The organism is Thiocystis violacea (assembly GCF_016583565.1).
In the GTDB taxonomy this organism is placed as follows: domain Bacteria; phylum Pseudomonadota; class Gammaproteobacteria; order Chromatiales; family Chromatiaceae; genus Thiorhodococcus; species Thiorhodococcus violaceus_A.
On sequence record NZ_NRRF01000009.1, the window covers coordinates 90,885 to 106,833 of the forward strand.

The 15,949-nt window shown below is 68.1% G+C and carries 13 protein-coding genes; 5 read left to right on the top strand and 8 right to left on the bottom strand.

Annotated elements, in window-relative coordinates; genetic code table 11:
- Positions 1-153 precede the first annotated feature (153 nt).
- The 5 genes from CKO23_RS06010 (at position 154) to CKO23_RS06030 (ending at position 5,412) form a co-directional block, all read left to right on the top strand.
- The gene (locus tag CKO23_RS06010) at positions 154-612 is read left to right on the top strand and encodes an NUDIX domain-containing protein (protein WP_200329067.1); all 459 of its coding nucleotides are present in this window, start codon (positions 154-156) and stop codon (positions 610-612) included.
- A gap of 204 nt (positions 613-816) precedes the next feature.
- Positions 817-1,692 carry a 23S rRNA (adenine(2030)-N(6))-methyltransferase RlmJ gene (locus CKO23_RS06015; RefSeq protein ID WP_200329069.1) on the top strand — a complete coding sequence of 292 codons (876 nt, stop codon included), beginning with the start codon at positions 817-819 and terminating at the stop codon, positions 1,690-1,692.
- A 407-nt stretch (positions 1,693-2,099) separates the two neighbouring features.
- Positions 2,100-3,704 (top strand): PAS domain S-box protein, encoded by a 1,605-nt coding sequence (locus CKO23_RS26525; protein ID WP_200329071.1) that lies wholly within the window; start codon positions 2,100-2,102, stop codon positions 3,702-3,704.
- A complete protein-coding gene (locus CKO23_RS06025) occupies positions 3,701-4,918 on the top strand; it encodes a SpoIIE family protein phosphatase (protein WP_200329073.1) in 1,218 nt (405 codons plus the stop codon). Before CKO23_RS26525 ends, CKO23_RS06025 begins: the two co-directional genes overlap by 4 nt.
- Positions 4,915-5,412, top strand: coding sequence for an STAS domain-containing protein (locus tag CKO23_RS06030; RefSeq protein WP_200329075.1), 498 nt, complete (start codon positions 4,915-4,917; stop codon positions 5,410-5,412). The genes CKO23_RS06025 and CKO23_RS06030 overlap by 4 nt, the downstream gene beginning before the upstream one ends.
- 48 nt (positions 5,413-5,460) lie before the next feature.
- Here the strand turns inward: CKO23_RS06030 and CKO23_RS06035 are convergent, their stop codons facing one another.
- The 8 genes from CKO23_RS06035 to CKO23_RS06070 form a co-directional block, all read right to left on the bottom strand.
- On the bottom strand, positions 5,461-6,159 hold the full coding sequence (locus tag CKO23_RS06035; protein ID WP_200329077.1) for a class I SAM-dependent methyltransferase: 699 nt from the start codon (positions 6,157-6,159) through the stop codon (positions 5,461-5,463).
- Positions 6,160-6,425: 266 nt separating this feature from the next.
- Positions 6,426-6,980 (bottom strand): hypothetical protein, encoded by a 555-nt coding sequence (locus CKO23_RS26330; protein WP_200329079.1) that lies wholly within the window; start codon positions 6,978-6,980, stop codon positions 6,426-6,428.
- A gap of 256 nt (positions 6,981-7,236) precedes the next feature.
- Positions 7,237-7,443 carry a hypothetical protein gene (locus CKO23_RS06045; protein WP_200329081.1) on the bottom strand — a complete coding sequence of 69 codons (207 nt, stop codon included), beginning with the start codon at positions 7,441-7,443 and terminating at the stop codon, positions 7,237-7,239.
- Between the two features lie 465 nt (positions 7,444-7,908).
- Entirely contained in the window at positions 7,909-8,181 is a 273-nt protein-coding gene (locus CKO23_RS06050; protein WP_200329083.1) for an RNA recognition motif domain-containing protein, read from the bottom strand.
- Between the two features lie 471 nt (positions 8,182-8,652).
- Positions 8,653-9,282, bottom strand: a complete 630-nt coding sequence (locus CKO23_RS06055) for an RNA recognition motif domain-containing protein (RefSeq protein WP_200329085.1) — start codon at positions 9,280-9,282, stop codon at positions 8,653-8,655.
- A 224-nt stretch (positions 9,283-9,506) separates the two neighbouring features.
- On the bottom strand, positions 9,507-11,798 hold the full coding sequence (locus CKO23_RS06060; RefSeq protein WP_200329087.1) for a sensor domain-containing protein: 2,292 nt from the start codon (positions 11,796-11,798) through the stop codon (positions 9,507-9,509).
- Complete coding sequence (locus CKO23_RS06065) at positions 11,782-13,560, bottom strand: hybrid sensor histidine kinase/response regulator (protein WP_200329088.1); 1,779 nt, start codon at positions 13,558-13,560, stop codon at positions 11,782-11,784. The genes CKO23_RS06060 and CKO23_RS06065 overlap by 17 nt, the downstream gene beginning before the upstream one ends.
- A 569-nt stretch (positions 13,561-14,129) precedes the next feature.
- Entirely contained in the window at positions 14,130-15,896 is a 1,767-nt protein-coding gene (locus tag CKO23_RS06070; protein WP_200329090.1) for a PAS domain-containing hybrid sensor histidine kinase/response regulator, read from the bottom strand.
- Positions 15,897-15,949: the final 53 nt, after the last annotated feature.

Sequence of the window (15,949 nt, forward strand, 5' to 3'; positions counted from 1 at the left end):
TCCTCGACGGCCTGGCGGTCGGGAACGCCGTGGCCCGATGGCGCCTTGATAGAATGACAGGATGACGATTGATCAACGTCTCCTGGGTTTCTCTGCCATCCATTGGCATTGGCTCACTGCCAATGCCGTCCGCGTCAACCTTGGACCCCACTCATGCCCAGACCCGAAACCCCACTCATCGCCGCCGATACCATCATCGAGCTCACCGATCGACCCGGCCGCCCCATCGTGCTCATCGAGCGCCGCTATCCGCCCCATGGCTGGGCGATTCCGGGTGGCTTCGTCGATATCGGCGAGCCACTGGAGGCGGCGGCCGTGCGCGAGGCGCTGGAAGAGACGGCACTGCGGGTGACCCTGCGCGCCTTGCTCGGCCTCTACTCGGACCCGCGCCGAGATCCGCGGGGCCATACCGTCACGGCCGTCTATGTGGCCGAGGCGACCGGCGAGCCCCGTGCCCAGGACGATGCGCGCAACCTGGCGGTCTATCCGGTGGACGCACTGCCCGAGGCGCTTGCCTTCGACCATGCCCTGGTGCTCGGCGACTACCTGCGTTTCCGCGACACTGGACAGCCGGCACCCCTTCGGCTCGGACCCGGCCAGGATGATCTCTGACTCGGCGTGCCCTTGCCCATGAGTCCGTTGCGCCAGTCGCTTGGTGGGAGCGGCGCCCCGCCGCGATGTCCGTCGCGCCGAGGGCGGCGCTCCCACGGCGTGCCGCAACGCCGATCGAGGCGCGCCGCGTCTTGCGCCGCCAGCCATGCCGCACCGACAATCGCCCGCCCTTTCCCCATCGCGACCCCCGCGAGGTAGCGCGAGATGTTGAGTTATCTCCACGGCTTCCATGCCGGTAACCATGCGGATGTGTTCAAGCATGCGGTCCTGACGCTCGCCCTCGATGCGCTCATGGCCAAGCCCAAGCCACTGGTCTATCTCGACTCCCATGCCGGCGTCGGGGTCTATGACCTGGCCGCGCCAGAGGCGAGCAAGACTGGCGAGTTCGCGGACGGGATCGGGCGACTCTGGCGCGAGCGTGGGGCCTTTGCCGAGCTGGCCAGCTATTTCGGCGCCATCGCGGCGCTGAATCCCGATGGCGGCTGTCGGCACTACCCCGGCTCGCCGCAACTCGCGCGGCACTGCCTGCGCGCGGACGACCGACTGATTCTCATGGAGCTGCACAAGACGGAGGCGCAGCGCCTGCGCGCCGCGCTGCGGGCGGATCCGCGGGTCAACATCCATCATCGCGACGGGTTCGAGGCCCTGCCGGCCCTGCTGCCGCCAAGGCCGCCGCGCGGCCTGGTCCTGATCGATCCACCCTACGAAGTGAAGACCGATTACGAAGCGGTCGCGCGCGCGTTCGCGGCCGCCTATGCGCGCTGGCCGACCGGCGTCTATCTCATCTGGTATCCGCGCCTGGCCGTGCAACGCGACCGTGCCGATCACCTGCTGCGACGTCTGCTCCGCACCGTCCCTCGCTTCCTGGTGGCGGAGCTGGCCGTGCAGGCGCAAGCGGACGATGTCGGAATGCACGGCTCGGGCGTGGCCCTGGTGAACCCGCCCTGGCAGCTCGACGAGCGACTCACGCAGCTGTTGCCGCGTCTCGCGGCCATCTTGGCGGCCGCTCCAGCCAAGGTCGAGGCGCAGACGCGCCCAGCGCCGCGCTGGTGCGTGCAATGGCGGGAAGGGGCCGATTGACGACCGCCAGCTGTCATTGACCTCGCTCATCGGTTCGGCGCAGCGCCGCGGGAGCGCCGCCCTCGGCGCGACAGGCGCCCGGTCGCGGCGGGGCGCCGCTCCCACCTGCCGGCCTGCTGATCGAGGGCCGTTCGCACCGAATCCGTGTCGTTCGTCGGAAGAATCGCACGGCGTCGTTGGCCCGATGGCGGACCTCGGCGAGCATCGCCCGACGCTTCCACGTCAGCCCCGGCGGTGCCCCGGAAGTCGGTCGCGCGGGTGCAATGGCATCCGCCCTGTCGAAAACCAGCGTATTACCGATTACTTTTATCGGATCAACCGTCGTAGTATTCCCCACCTAGGCCGTCGCAGCACGGCCTCGCCGGCTGAGTCACAACGGCTGAGTCACAAACCGAGCGAGCAGCGTCGTGCGAAATCATCCGGACAATCAACGGCAGGTGCGATTCTGGGCGCAAGATCCCCGGATTCAGGGGCTCGTCGCCAATGTCGCCGACGGCGTCATCGTCGTCGATGCCGAGGGCCGCATCGAGCTGTTCAACCCGGCGGCCGAGCGGCTGTTCGGCTATGCGGCCGAGGCAGTCATGGATCGCAACGTCGCCATGCTCGCGCCGCCCACCCACCGCGATCGACATGCCTCTGGGATGGCCCGCTACCTGCAAACCGGCGAGACCCGGATCATCGGCACCGGGCGCGAGGTCGCCGGCCTGCGCCAGGATGGCACGACCTTCCCGATGTATCTCTCGGTCGGCGAGGTCGAGTTTCCCGGGTTCCATGGCTTCATCGGCGTGGTCCATGATCTGACGACGCAAAAGGTCGTGGAGCGCGAACTCGCCGCCGCCCGCGGCCACCTGCAGGACATCATCGACTCCATGCCCTCGATCCTGGTCGGGCTGGACGTGGATGCGCGCGTGACCCTCTGGAATCAGGCCGCGGCCGAGGTCTGGCAGCGCTCCGCGGGGGAGACCCACGGCATGGCCTTCGAGGAGGTGTTCCCCTACCTCGCGGGCGAGATCGGGGCCGTGAAGGCGGCGATCCGCGCCGGCGAGCCCTTCAAGCGCGAGCGCTTGCCGTTCCCGGCACGCGGCGAGACGCGCTACGCGGACGTGGTCGTCTATCCCCTGGCGAACCAGGACACGCCCGGCGCCGTGGTGCGCATCGACGATGTGACCGACCGGATGCGCATGGAAGAGCTGATGGTCCAGACCGAAAAGATGATGTCGATCGGCGGACTCGCGGCCGGCATGGCGCATGAGATCAACAACCCCCTGGGGATCATGGCGCAGAGCTGTCAGAACCTGCTGCGGCGGGTCTCCGACGAGCTCCCGGCCAACCGCGAGGCGGCGGCCGAGCTGGGTGTCGACTTGGAGCTGGTGCGCCGCTACCTGGAACAGCGCGGCTTCTTCCAATTCGTCGCCGGGATGCAGGAGGCCACCACGCGGGCCAGTGCCATCGTCACCGACATGCTCGCCTACAGCCGGCGCAGCGCCTCCAGCTTCGTCGCCGTCGAGCTGAGCGAGCTGCTTGAGCAGGTGCTGCGGCTCGCCAGTCATGACTACGACCTCAAGAAGAGCTACGACTTCCGCCGCATCCAGATCCATCGCGACTATGCGCCCGGCTCCTATGAGATCGACTGCGATCGCACCGCCATCGAGCAGGTCGTGCTCAACCTGCTCAAGAACGCCGCGCAGGCCATCGCCAACGCGCCGGACGGCGACCCCCCCGCGATCACCATCAGCCTGCGCGATGAGGGCGAGCGCGTTCGCCTGGAGGTCGCGGACAACGGCCCCGGCATGCCGGAGGACGTCCGGCATCGCCTCTTCGAGCCCTTCTTCACCACCAAACCCGTCGGCGTCGGCACCGGCCTCGGGCTGTCGGTCGCCTACTTCATCGTCACCGAGCAGCATCGCGGCACCATGGAGGTCGTGAGCAAGCCCGGCGCGGGCGCGCGCTTCGTCATGCGTCTGCCGCGCGAGGGCCGACCCTATGCCGCAAGCGGCCCGGTTCGACGTTGAACCGGCTGGAGTCAGCGGTCCAGCCGCCGCAGAGCGGTCCGACGCGGATCCTCATCATCGAGGATGACCCCGTGGTGCGCTTCAACACCCAGAGCTGGCTCGAGGACAGCGGCTACCGCGTGGATCAGGCCGACGACGGTGCCACGGGGCTCGCATTCGCGTTGGAGAACCCCCCCGACCTGGTGCTCTGCGACCTGCGCATGCCCGGCATGGACGGATTCGGCGTCCTGCGGGAGCTGGGTGCCGCTCGTCCCGAGCTGCCCATCATCGTCGTCTCCGGCACCGGCGTGCTCGGCGATGCCGTGGAGTCCCTGCGCCAGGGCGCCTGGGACTTCGTGGTCAAACCGATTCAGGATATGGCGGTTCTGGAACACGCCATCGAAGGCGCCTTGGAGAAGGCCAGGCTGATTCGCCAGAATCATGCGTATCAGAGCCAGCTGGAGCAGGTGAACCGGACCCTGCGCGAGCAGTTGGAGCGCATCCACGAGGACGCCGACGCCGGCCGCCGGATCCAGCTGCAGCTGATGCCGTGCCAGGAAAAGGCGTTCGGCCCCTACAGCTTCAGCCGCTGCCTGCTGGCGTCGACCTATCTCAGCGGTGACTTCGTCGACTATTTCCACATCGACCCGCGGCACCTGGGTTTCTTCATTGCCGATGTCTCCGGGCACGGCGTCTCCTCCGCCTTCGTCACCGTGTTGCTCAAGAGCTTCGTGCAGCGCGCGCTCGAACGCCTCCACCAGGACGGAGATCAGCGGGTGCTGGAGCCCCTGCGGATGCTCGAGACCCTCAATGCGCATCTCCTGGAGCAGGCGATCGACAAATATCTCACCATCTTCTACGGCGTCATCGAGCGCAGGACCGGGCAAATCCGCTACGCCAATGGCGGGCATTTCCCGAGCCCCATGCTCGTCGAGCGCGACGAGGCACGCTTCCTGGCTGGGCGCGCCATGCCGATCGGCCTCTTTCCGAGTCCGGAGCTGGACGCGGGTACGCTCGACCTGGCGCCCGGCAATGCGCTCATCCTCTGCTCGGATGGCGTGCTGGAGACCACGCCTGGCGAGTCGCTGGACGCGCGCCTGCGGCGGTTGATCGAGGCCGTGAAAGAGCGGGTGGCGACCGCGACCGAGCTGGTCGAGCGGTTGGGGATCGACCCTGCACGCGCCTATCCGGACGACATCACTGTATTGACCTTGGTGCGGGAGCAAGCGACATGACTGAAGGACGGGCGCGCTACGCGCGACGGGACGGGACCTGGCTGATCAAGCTCGAGGGCGACGTGCGCCATCCCCTGAGCCGGGGCCTCAACGCCTTGCTCGACCAAATCTTCGCCGACGCCGAACTCCGGCGCGTGCTGGTCGACTTGTCGGAGACGGAGACCATCGATAGCACCAATCTCGGCGTTCTGGCGCGCATCGCGAATCACATGGTGAAGCAGGGGCGGTCACGGCCGACGCTGATTGCGCCGGACCCCGACATTCAGACGATCCTCCGATCCGTCTGCTTCGACCGCATCTTTCACATCCTCAGCCACTCGCCGCCCTCGGCGGGCGACCTGGACGATCTGCCCGACCTCGCCCCGGACGAGCGTGCCACTCTGACCCTGATGCTGGGGGCGCATCGGCGTCTGAGCGCCCTCGATGCGGGCAACGAGCTGCAGTTTCGCGATCTGATCCATCTGCTGGAGCAGGAGTACCGGCGCGGCGGTTGAGCCGGCTCGAAGGCGTGCCGGCCCTCGTCTGACGAGGTGACTCGGAGATCATGCGCCCGTGCCCAGGCCGTCGATGATCAGCAAATGACCGCCGGCACCCGTTCGTCGGGCCGTTTTCAATGGGACCAGCCGCGCGCCAAAGCGGCGTTCGCAGTCGTCGGCGAGCCGCAGGAAGGTCGAGCGACCAGGGTCGGCCAGCAGGATCTGCCGCACACCCAGCAGGAGCGCGCGCTCGATGAGGCGGCGCAGCTCGGTCGTCAACTCGGGCCAGAAGCAGATGTCAGCGCCCAGGAGGATGTCGTGCTCGCGCAGACGCTGCTCGGAAATCGCCTCGAAGCGCACCTGCTCGGTCCGCACCTGCACGCGGTTGAGGCGTGCGTGGGTCTCGGCATAGGGAAACACCTCGGCGTCGGCATCCGTCAGCAGAACCTCGACCGGGAAGTGCTTCGCGCAGTAGATCCCCAGGAGCCCCCAGCCGCAGCCAAGCTCCATGACACGTTGACCGCGGGACATGGGATGCGCGGCCAGGTATTCCATGAGCATGTAGCTCGATCGCCAGACCTGCGTGCCGTGCAGACTGGGTGTCGAGCAGGCCTTGCGCAGCGAGCGCAGCGCCGGGTGCGTGTGCTTCATGATCTGAAGCCCATGGCGATCGAGGACATGGCCAGGCGCGATCCGGCGTCGATCCTTCGAGGGACACGTCTCCTCGGCGCCCTGATCCTTCCCATCCAGAACGCGCGCAGTCAATTCGAGTCACCTCTCCATCGATCGAGTACACAGGCGCTGGCGTCGATCATCCGTCGGGCCAGTCGTCTTCGGTAGGGTGGACGAGCGAGAGCGAAGTCCACCCTGCCGGTCCAGCTGATGACCAAGGCCGGGTCCCTGATGGGCACGGGCCGCGTTCCGTGCTCGAATTCCGCCTCGGCGCCGACCGGACATGCCCATCGCGCAAGCCTCGACGCTAGGACGCCGTTTGGCCCTGGCCATGTCCGGCATTCACCCCAGGCTGGGGGTCAGCGGGGAGCGCGCTCTTCCAACACCCGGATGCGCTCCTTGAGTGCCTCGATCTCCGAAGGTCCGGCCTGACCGCTCGGAGAGGGTGCGCCATAGACCGGGGCGCTAGGATTGCTCGGGGCCACGACCGGGGGTGTCATGCCGACCGGGGCAGCGTTGTACCCTGGGACGCCGGGTTGGCCGTAGGCGGGATAACCGCCATAGCCGCCCTGCGGGCCGTAGCCGACGGATCCAGGGTAGCCCGCGGGGCCGCCGTAACCGCCGGGCGCACCGTAGGCGCCTGGCATGGCATAGCCATTCGGCATGGGGTAGCCGCTCGGCGCCCCGTAGCCGTAGGGCATGCCCGACCCGCCGGGCGGTCCATAGGCACCCGGCCCGTCGTAGCCAGGGCCACCCGCGTCGCGGTCGCCATCCTGCTGGCGGTCGCCGCCCATCCATTTGGAGGGATTCATCATATTGCCCATGTCGAAGGCAAGGCCGCTCTGAGCGATGCCGATGAGGCTTGCGCCGAGCAAGGCGGCCAGCACTGTCCGAAGCTTCGTCGTGTCGTTCATGTCTGATCCTCGTCTGTTTTGTGAGTGTTCGTCATGCTTGGAATTGCCGACCCATCGCGTCCTGGAGCCGTGCATGCGGAGCCGGCGGTGCCCGTCGCGCGCCGGAAACAACCGTCGGTCGAAGCGGATGTTCGGGAAACGACAGACCGCCAGTCCCCGCTGCTCGGCAGGAGGGCGAGAGGGCAGTGCCTGATCGATGAGAACCCTGGCGGCACCTCATGCCGACGCGGTCGCCAACCCCATCGGGCAAGGGCGATCAGTCGATCCAGGCGCCTTGATAGAGCTCCCGGCCGGAGGGGTCCATGACGTAGTGCCGAGCCTGGCGCTCGCGATTGGCTGCGTCGCAAGCCGCCATCGCCTCCTCGAGGTCGGAAAAGTCCGCGACCTCCTGTTGCTCGAAGGCTCTCGACCGCGTCGCGGCGTCTTGGCCGGCGAGCGGCTCAGATCTCATCAGGGTATACATCGCGGGTCGCTCGTCTCCGTGGCTGCGGTGAAAGAGGAATACCGCTTGGATGGCGCGCGGCGGCCTTGGCTATCAGTTGGGCCGGTAGGGTGGACGAGCGAGCGCGAAGTCCACCGAATCCCGCGCCGTTCCTGGTGGACTGCGCCGCGCTTGTCCACCCTACCGAAGACGACTGGCCCGAAGGATGAGCGTGGAGCGAGCCGCTGAGCGTCGTTCTAGCCTCGCATCGGCCAAGGCAACGGAGGTCGAGCGCGGCCAGACAGAGATGTCGGCGCGAATCGGCCGTTGCCTTCGGAACGATGGAGCTGATGGAGAGGGCGGGCGTTCGGCGGGAGCATGAAACGGCGAGACTCGCCGCAGGCTCACGCACATCCTGGCGCCTGGATGGGGTTCAGGGCAGCCTCTCCCAGAGGGAGAGGGGGAATCTGCGCCTGCTGTGTGCGACCTGCGGTCGCGGCCTGCGCCTTAGTAGCGGCGTCCGCCGGAACCGCGGTCAGTCTTCGGCTTGGCTTCATTGACCTTGATGGTACGGCCTTTCAGGTCCGTTCCATTCAGACCCTTGATGGCGGCGTCGGCGAATGAATTATTGGCCATTTCGACGAAACCGAAGCCTTTTGACTCACCAGTGAACTTGTCCGTGATCAGATTGACCTGGGAAACGTCACCAAAACGGGCGAAGGTTTCACGCAGATCCGCATCCGTGATGTTGTATGGGAGATTGCCTACGTAGATATTCATGTCTCTCTCTCTCGGAATTCTTGTGCATTCGTTCTGGAAGGCGCGAGCGAAGATCGCCAAGCACGGGTTCTACTTCTGCGCCAAAGACACCGCGGACGCGGCAGTGGGGAAAGGGAGGCTACGAGGTCTCGTAGAAAATCGATGAGATAATCGTCGAAATCGGCAGGCGCCAGGTCCCGATCAATGGATCGGTCTTTCTCACTCGCATGGACAATAACAGGGTTGACTGAGGAAAGCACGCGATACTTCATGTGCCTCTATGCGGCCAATGAATGACCGATAAACAGGTTCTACCGTGTCAATTGCCACTTGGGCGAATGCCATAAAGACTCATGCCTGGCGATGATGATTGGCGGGAATGGTCAGGTTCGCGCGCCTTGGCTTCCGACGTGGGAGCGCCGTCCTTGGCGCGATGGGCGCCCGGTCGCGGCGGGGCGCCGCTCCCAGTGCGCCCGTGGGTCCGGCGTGGGCTCAGGTCCAGCTCGTCTTCGCGGTCTTGGGGGTGGCGGCCTTCGCGGCGGCGGCCTGCGCGGTGCGTGCGCGACCCGCGCTCGCCTTCCAGCCGACGGAATTGCGTAGATTGAAGTCCTCCGCGCAGGCTTCGGCGAAGGCGGTCACTTCCTCCAGCGTCCCGCGGTGATAGCCGACGATATTCGCGCGGCCACTGGTGAGGACATAGCGAAACCACTCGCCTTTCTGCGTGCTCGCTGGCATGACGGCCGGCTCGACCGAGAGCACCTCATAGGTGCGGCGCAGCGAGTTGCTGGGGGTTTGGTCATCCCCGGCGGGCCTGGGCGCGCGCTCGGGCGCGGGTCGGGCGCTCGGCGGGTGACCGGATACCTGGCTGAGATGGATGATGGATCCATTGAGGAGATGCCCGTCCAGCGCGCTGAGTGCGGGCTCGACCGCCGCGTCGACCAGATCGACATAGCCGACCTTCTGAAAGCGGCACTCGGGTTCGCCCGAGATCAGGCTGACGCGATGGACGGCGCCATAGCCGGAGAAGAGCTCCTCCAGCTCGGCCTCGCTCGTCTGGTCGGGGAGATGCGTGACGCGGATCGTTGCGATCGCATCCTTCGTTGTCGAGTCCAGTGAGGTCATTTCAGCGAGCCCTGATCAGCGGAGTTCGAAGTTGACCATGCGCGAATGGTGCGTGGCCGCGGGAGGGAGCAGACGAAGGTCATCATATCCCGAGCGCGCTACCCAGGCGTGAAGAGATTGGGGCGAAAAGGCGGGAATCGATGCATGACGCCCAGAAAATCGCTCGGGATCGGCGCTAAAACTGCCCGGCAAGCGCCATTCCAGCATGCGGGTGGCCGCTGGCATCATGCCGATCCCTGGCTCGGCGCCTGTTGACGGTACCAGTCGAGGAATGCGCTCCCGGACATGGGCGTGCCGAGGTAGAAGCCCTGCGCCTGATCGCAGCGGTGCTCGCGGAAGAAGCGCAGATCCGCCTCGCTCTCGATGCCGACCGCGGTCATTTCGAGCTGCAAGGCATGGCCGAGGTGGATGATGGTGTCGACGATGGCCGGCATGCTGCGCGCGAGGTAGAGGCGCTGGACCAGCACGCGGTCGATCGCCAGGCCGTCCAGCGGCAGGTCTTCCAGGTCGCAGAGGCTTGAGCAGCCCAGCCCGAAGTCGTCCATCACCAGCTTGACCCCGAGCGTCTTCAGCGCCCCGAGCAGCCGTTTCGCTGTCTCGCGGTTCTCCAGCAGGGTGGCTTCGCTGATCTGCAGCGTGAGGAGTCCGGGATCCGCGCGGGCCTCCTGGCAGATCCGCGCGAACGCGGGCACGAACTGCGGGTGATAAAACTGATGGATCGAGACGTTGACGGTGATGGGCATTCTGGACAGACCCGCCTCCCGCCAGGCGCACTGCTGGAGGCAGGCTTCCTGGAGCGTCCACTGCCCGATCGCGTGGCTCAGATGGAGGGATTCCGCCACCGGGAGGAAGGTCGCCGGAGGGATGCTCCCGCCGTCCGGCTGCGGCCAGCGCAGCAGCGCCTCGACGCCTTCGACCCGGCCGCTCGCCACATCGATCAGCGGCTGATAGGCCAGGCGGAGCTCGCGCCGCGCGAATGCCTGCCGCAGCCGCTGCTCCATCATGGCCGCGGCCCGGATGCGCCGATTGAGCGCCTCCGTCACGAACTGATAATGCCCGGGGCTCAGCGTCTTGGCCTGATACATGGCCAGATCCGCCCGCTGCATCAGCTGGCCCAGCGTGTCACCATCCCGCGGGAAGAGGCTGATGCCGAGACTCGCGAGACAGTGCAGCTGCAGCCCCGAGATGTCATGGGGCGGGGCCAGCGCGGCGATGATCTTGCGAGCCGCGGCCGCGGCCTCCTCGGCGTCGTGAATGCTGGCCAGAACAGCCACGAACTCATCGCCCCCCAGGCGGGAGATCAGGTCCTCGGCGCGCAAGCTGGCGCGCAGCCGATCAGCGACCGCCTGCAAGACCTGATCGCCCACCTTGTGCCCATGGAGATCGTTGATCGCCTTGAAGCGATCCAGATCCAGGAAGAACACGGCCAGCTGCCCGCCCGAGCGCCGCGCCCCCGCGATCATATGCTCCCCCAGTTGATCGAGCAGGACCCGCGCGGGCAGTCCGGTCAGGGGATCGTGCTGGGCCATCTGGACCGCCCGGTCCTCGGTTTCCTTGCGACGGGTGACGTCCTGGTGCACCAGCAGGACGCGCTCCAGGCGGCCGCTCGGGTCGAGGATCGCCTCCAGGCGGGTCTGCAGCCAGCGGTACTCGGAGTCGCCGGCGCGCATCCGATACTGGATCTCACTCGGTCCCCTGGGGGCGTCGACGAAGCCCCGGATGGTCGCCATGATCCGCGGTCGATCCTCCGGATGCACCCGTTCGGTCCATATGCCGATCCGCGCCGGCGCCGGCTGGCCCCAGCCCGCGGCTGATGCCGTCCCGTCCGACGAGACGGACAGCCGGTCGGACCTGGGGTCCCACTCCCAGAAGGACAGCTCCGCGATCTCCGTGACCAGCCGCAAACGTGCCTGGGCGTCGAGCAGCTCCAGCTCGCCGTGCTTGCGCGCCGTGATGTCGATCAGAATGCATTGCCAATGGGCTCGCCCGGCGCCCGCGCGCGGGTTGAGGCAGGTCTCCATGAGCACCCAAGGGGGTTCGTCCGCGTGCCTGAGACGCAGCTCGCAGCGCTGCGGTTCACCCGTGGATTGCAGATCCCGCCGACAGCGGTAGTGAAGGTCCTGATCCTCACTGCAAATGAAGTTGGATAAAGGCTGGCCGACCAGCTGGGCGCGCGGCCTGTCGAGCAGGGTGGCGGCCGCGAGGTTGGCCTCCTCGATCAGGCCCGACTCGCTCAGCGTCAGATAGCCCACCGGCGCCAGGTCATAGAGATCGAAATAGCGTGCGCGAGAGGCCTCCAGCTCGGTCTGCGCGCGGCGCAGCTCCTCATTCTGGAGCTCGAGCTCGATCTGATGGACGCGCAGCTCGTGCGCCAGCGCCGCGGCCTCCTCGCGCCCGCGGCGCATGTCTTGCGCGCCCAGTCGCTGCTCGGCGCGCTGGCGCAGCGCCGCGCGCTCCTGTTCCCGTTTCTCCGGTTGGTCCTCAAGCGGCTTGGGGGCCTCATCGTCCGGGTGCATCTGACGTCTTCCTCGCGCTGGACGCGGGCTGATGTGATCGGGGCGGCGTGCCGCCCGCCAGCAAGGTCATGAGCGTGTCGCGCTTCAGCGGCTTGGTGAAATGCGCGTCGAAGCCCAGTTGCCGGGTGTCGTCCACATCCTTGGCCTGTCCCCAGCCGGTCACCGCGACCAGGCGGGCGGAGCGTCCCGCCTCGGTGGCCCGCAGACGCCGCGCCACCTCGAAGCCGTCCATGCCGGGCAGCCCGAGATCGAGCAGGATGAGGTCGGGCCGAAAGCGCTCCAGCGCCTGGAGCGCCGCGGGACCGTCCGCGGCCCACTCGACCTCCTGGCCCAAGAGGCTCAGGAGGAGCACACAGCCGTTCGCGACGTCGGGATCGTCCTCGACCAGGAGGACACGCCGAACCGGGAGCGAGACCGGATCCAGGGTAGGCGCGTGCGTCGACGTTCGATCGGCCGGGCAGGGCAGGCGGATCTGGAAGGTGCTTCCCTGTCCGAGCCCCGGACTGAGCGCGCCGACCGTGCCGCCGTGCAGCTCGATCAGACCCCGCACCAAGGTCAGCCCCATGCCCAGGCCACCGCGTCGGGCGCCGCCTCCGCCGTCGCGCCGCGCCAGGGGTTCGAACACCTTCTCCAGCGAATCCGGCTCCAGCCCTTCCCCCTGGTCGCACACCTCGAGTGTCGCGATCCCGTTCGCCAGGACCAGTGAGACCCTGATGGGCGAGGCGGGTGGACTCAGCTCGCTGGCATTGCGCAGCAGATTCACGATCGCCTGGGTGAGGCGCACCGCATCGCCGTTCAGCACCACGGGGTCGGGCGGCAGCTCCACCTCCAGGCGCTGTTGGCGCGCCTCCACCTGCGCGTGGATCTGCTCCACGGCGCTGGTCGCGCAGTGGCGCAGATCACAGGGCGCGCGCTCCAGGACGATGCCCCCGCGGTTGATCCGCGAGATGTCGAGCAGGTCGTCCACCAACCGGGCCAGGTGAGCGGATTGACGCATCAGGATCCCCGCCATGGGCGCCAATCGCGCCGGGGGCTGGCCCTCGGCGTTGCCGAGCACCTCCGCGATGTGGCGGATCGGGGCGAGCGGATTGCGCAGCTCGTGGCCGAGCAGGGCCAGAAAGTCCTCCTTGCGCTCGGCCTCCTCGCGTTGCAGCGCCTCGAAGCGCATGTGGGCGTCGATATCGCTGAGGACCAGGAGACACTGCAGCGCCCCGGTTTCGCGCTCCGGCTGCAGCGACAAGATGAGCGCGACCCAGAGACTGGAGCCGTCCGGACGCCGCAGGCGCAGCTCGCAGCGCTGCTGCGGTTGCGCGGCATCCAGCCGCCGGCGAGAGCGGTAGTAGAGATCCTGATCGTCCGGCATCACCCAGTCGCAGATCGGCCGCCGCACCAGATCCTGACGGGTCGTCCCCATCAGCTTGGCGGCGGCGAGGTTCGCCTCGCTGATCAGGCCGCGCTCGCTGAGGGTGAGATAGCCCACCGGGGCCAGGTCGTAGAGGTCGAAATAGCGCGTATGCGCCAGCGCGAGCGCGTCCTGCGTGCGGCGCAGCTCTTCGTTCTGGAGTTCCAGCTCGATCTGGTGCACGCGCAGCTCGTGAAAGAGTCGCGCCACGTCTTCGGCGTCGGCGGGCGTCTCCGCCAGGGACTCCAGTTGGGATAGCCGGGACTCGGCACGCTGGCGCAGTGCCGCCGTGCCGGCGCCTCCGGGGTCGTCTGTCGGTGCGGCCATCAATCCCTCGCGATCCAGGTGTCTGCGTGCCATCGCACCCTCGCTTCCGGAGTTGTCGGATCAGGTATCCCGGCCCCTGCCGCTGCATACCTCGGTGGGAGCGCCGCCCTCGGCGCGACGGTCGCGGCGGGGCGCCGCTCCCACCCGTTCTGCGCCGTGCCTTGCGCGATGGGCACGTCCGTCCGGCGTCGGCGTGTGGCGCGGGCGCATCGCGCGGACTTTGCCCATCCTACGCCCCACTAGCCCGCGCCGTGCCCTGCGCGCCGCCGTGGGAGCGCCGCCCTCGGCGCGAGGGTCGCGGCGGGGCGCCGCTCCCACCCGTTCTGCGCAGTGCCTTGCGCGATGGGCACGTCCGTCCGGCGTCGGCGTGTGGCGCTTTGTTCCGAGCGCTGCGGGTTGGCGGGCGTGCCCATCATCCCCGCGCCGTGCCCTGCGCGCCGCCGTGGGAGCGCCGCCCTCGGCGCGACGGTCGCGGCGGGGCGCCGCTCCCACCCGTTCTGCGCCGTGCCTTGCACGATGAGCACGTCCGTCCGGCGTCGGTATGAGGCGCGGGCGCTGCGCGCGGACTTTGCCCATCCTACGCCCCTGCGACCCGCGACCCACTAGGCACACCCCGGCAGCCAGCGCAGCAGGGTGGCGTAGAGGCGTTCGGGTTGGAAGGGCTTGCCCAGGAAGTCGTTCATGCCCGCCTCGACGCAGGCCAGGCGATCCTCCGCGAAGGCGTTGGCGGTCATGGCGATGATCGGCAGGCGCGCGCGCCCCGGCAGCTGGCGAATCGCGCGGGTCGCCTCCAGCCCGTTCATCACCGGCATCTGCATGTCCATGAGCACCAGCTCATAACGCTTTTCGCGGACCTTGTCCAAGGCGATCTGGCCGTTGTCCGCCGTGTCGACCTGGAAGCCGACGTCCTCCAGCAGATCGGCCGCGATGAGCTGATTGATCGGTTCGTCCTCCACCACCAAGAGGCGTCGCCCAGCGCAGTGCTGTCTGAGGATCTGCTCCGCCGCCTGCGCCGGCGGCTCCGCCACCGCGGGCGCCACGGCCTCCCACGGTGCCTTGCGCAGGCGCGCCGTCATCCAGAAGCGGCTGCCACGCCCCGGCTGACTCACCACCCCGACCTCCCCGCCCATGTGCTCGGCCAGGCGCTTGACGATCGCCAGCCCCAGGCCCGTGCCGCCATAGCGGCGCGTCGTGGATTCATCCGCCTGGGTGAAGGGCAGGAAGATGCGCGCCTGCTCGGCCTCCGTGAGGCCGATGCCGGTGTCCTCGACCTCCAGGCGCAGCCGCAGGCTGTCGCCCTCGTCGGCATCCAGGAGGGCGCGCAGCGTGATGCGGCCGTGCTCGGAGAACTTGACCGCGTTGCCGGCGAAATTGAGCAGCACCTGCTCCAGGCGCATGGCGTCGCCGATCAGCCGCGCCGGCAAGGCGGGGTCGACTTCCCCCTCCAGGGTCAGCCCCTTGGCCTTGGCGCGCCCCTCCACCAGCGTGATGCATTGCTCGATCAATTGCGCCGGGGAGACCGGCAGGTCTTCCAGCACCACATGGCCGGCGTCGATCTTGGAGAGGTCGAGGATGTCGTCGATGACGTGCAGCAGGTGCACGGCGGCGGCGCCGACCTTGTCGAGCCGATTGCGGGCATGCTCATCCTCGATTTCCCCCAGCAGCAGGTAATTGAGCCCGATGATGGCATTCAATGGGGTGCGGATTTCGTGGCTCATGTTGGCCAGGAAGCGGCTTTTCGCGCGGTTCGCGACCTCGGCGGCCTCCAGCGCCGCGCTCAGCGACGCGGTGCGGGCGGCGACCTGGGATTCCAGGTCATGGCGGTACTGGTCGAGTTCCGCCTCGCCGCGCTTGCGGGCGGTGATGTCGCTCAGGATGACGCGCCAGAGGGGCTGCGCGGTCAGCGGGTCCGCGGCGAGGCTCGACTCCATCAGCACCCAGCGGGGCGCGCCGCTGGCGGGTGCGAGGCGCAGCTCGCCGCGTTGCGGCGCGCCGGTCTCGCGCAGCTCGCGGCGGCTCCCGTAGAAGGCGTCCTGGTCCTCGTGGGCGATGAAGGCGGAGAGCGGCTGTCCGACCAAGTGTCCGCGCGGCACGCCCAGCAGGGTGGCCGCGGCGAGGTTCGCCTCCTGGATCATGCCGCCCTCGCTCAGGCTGAGATAGCCGATGGGGGCCAGGTCGTAGAGGTCGAAATAGCGCGCCCGGGACGCCTGCAGGTCCGCCTGGGCGCGGCGCAGCTCCTCGTTCTGGAGTTCCAGCTCGATCTGATGCACGCGCAGCTCATGGACGAGCCGGGTGCTCTCCTCCGGCGTCAGCGCCTCCAGCGGCGCGGGGGTGCCTGCCGCGAGCTGGGCCTCGGCGTGCGCGCGCAATCCGGTTTCGGGCTCCGCGGATGGCGCGGACAGGGTGCGAGCTGGTTGGCCGT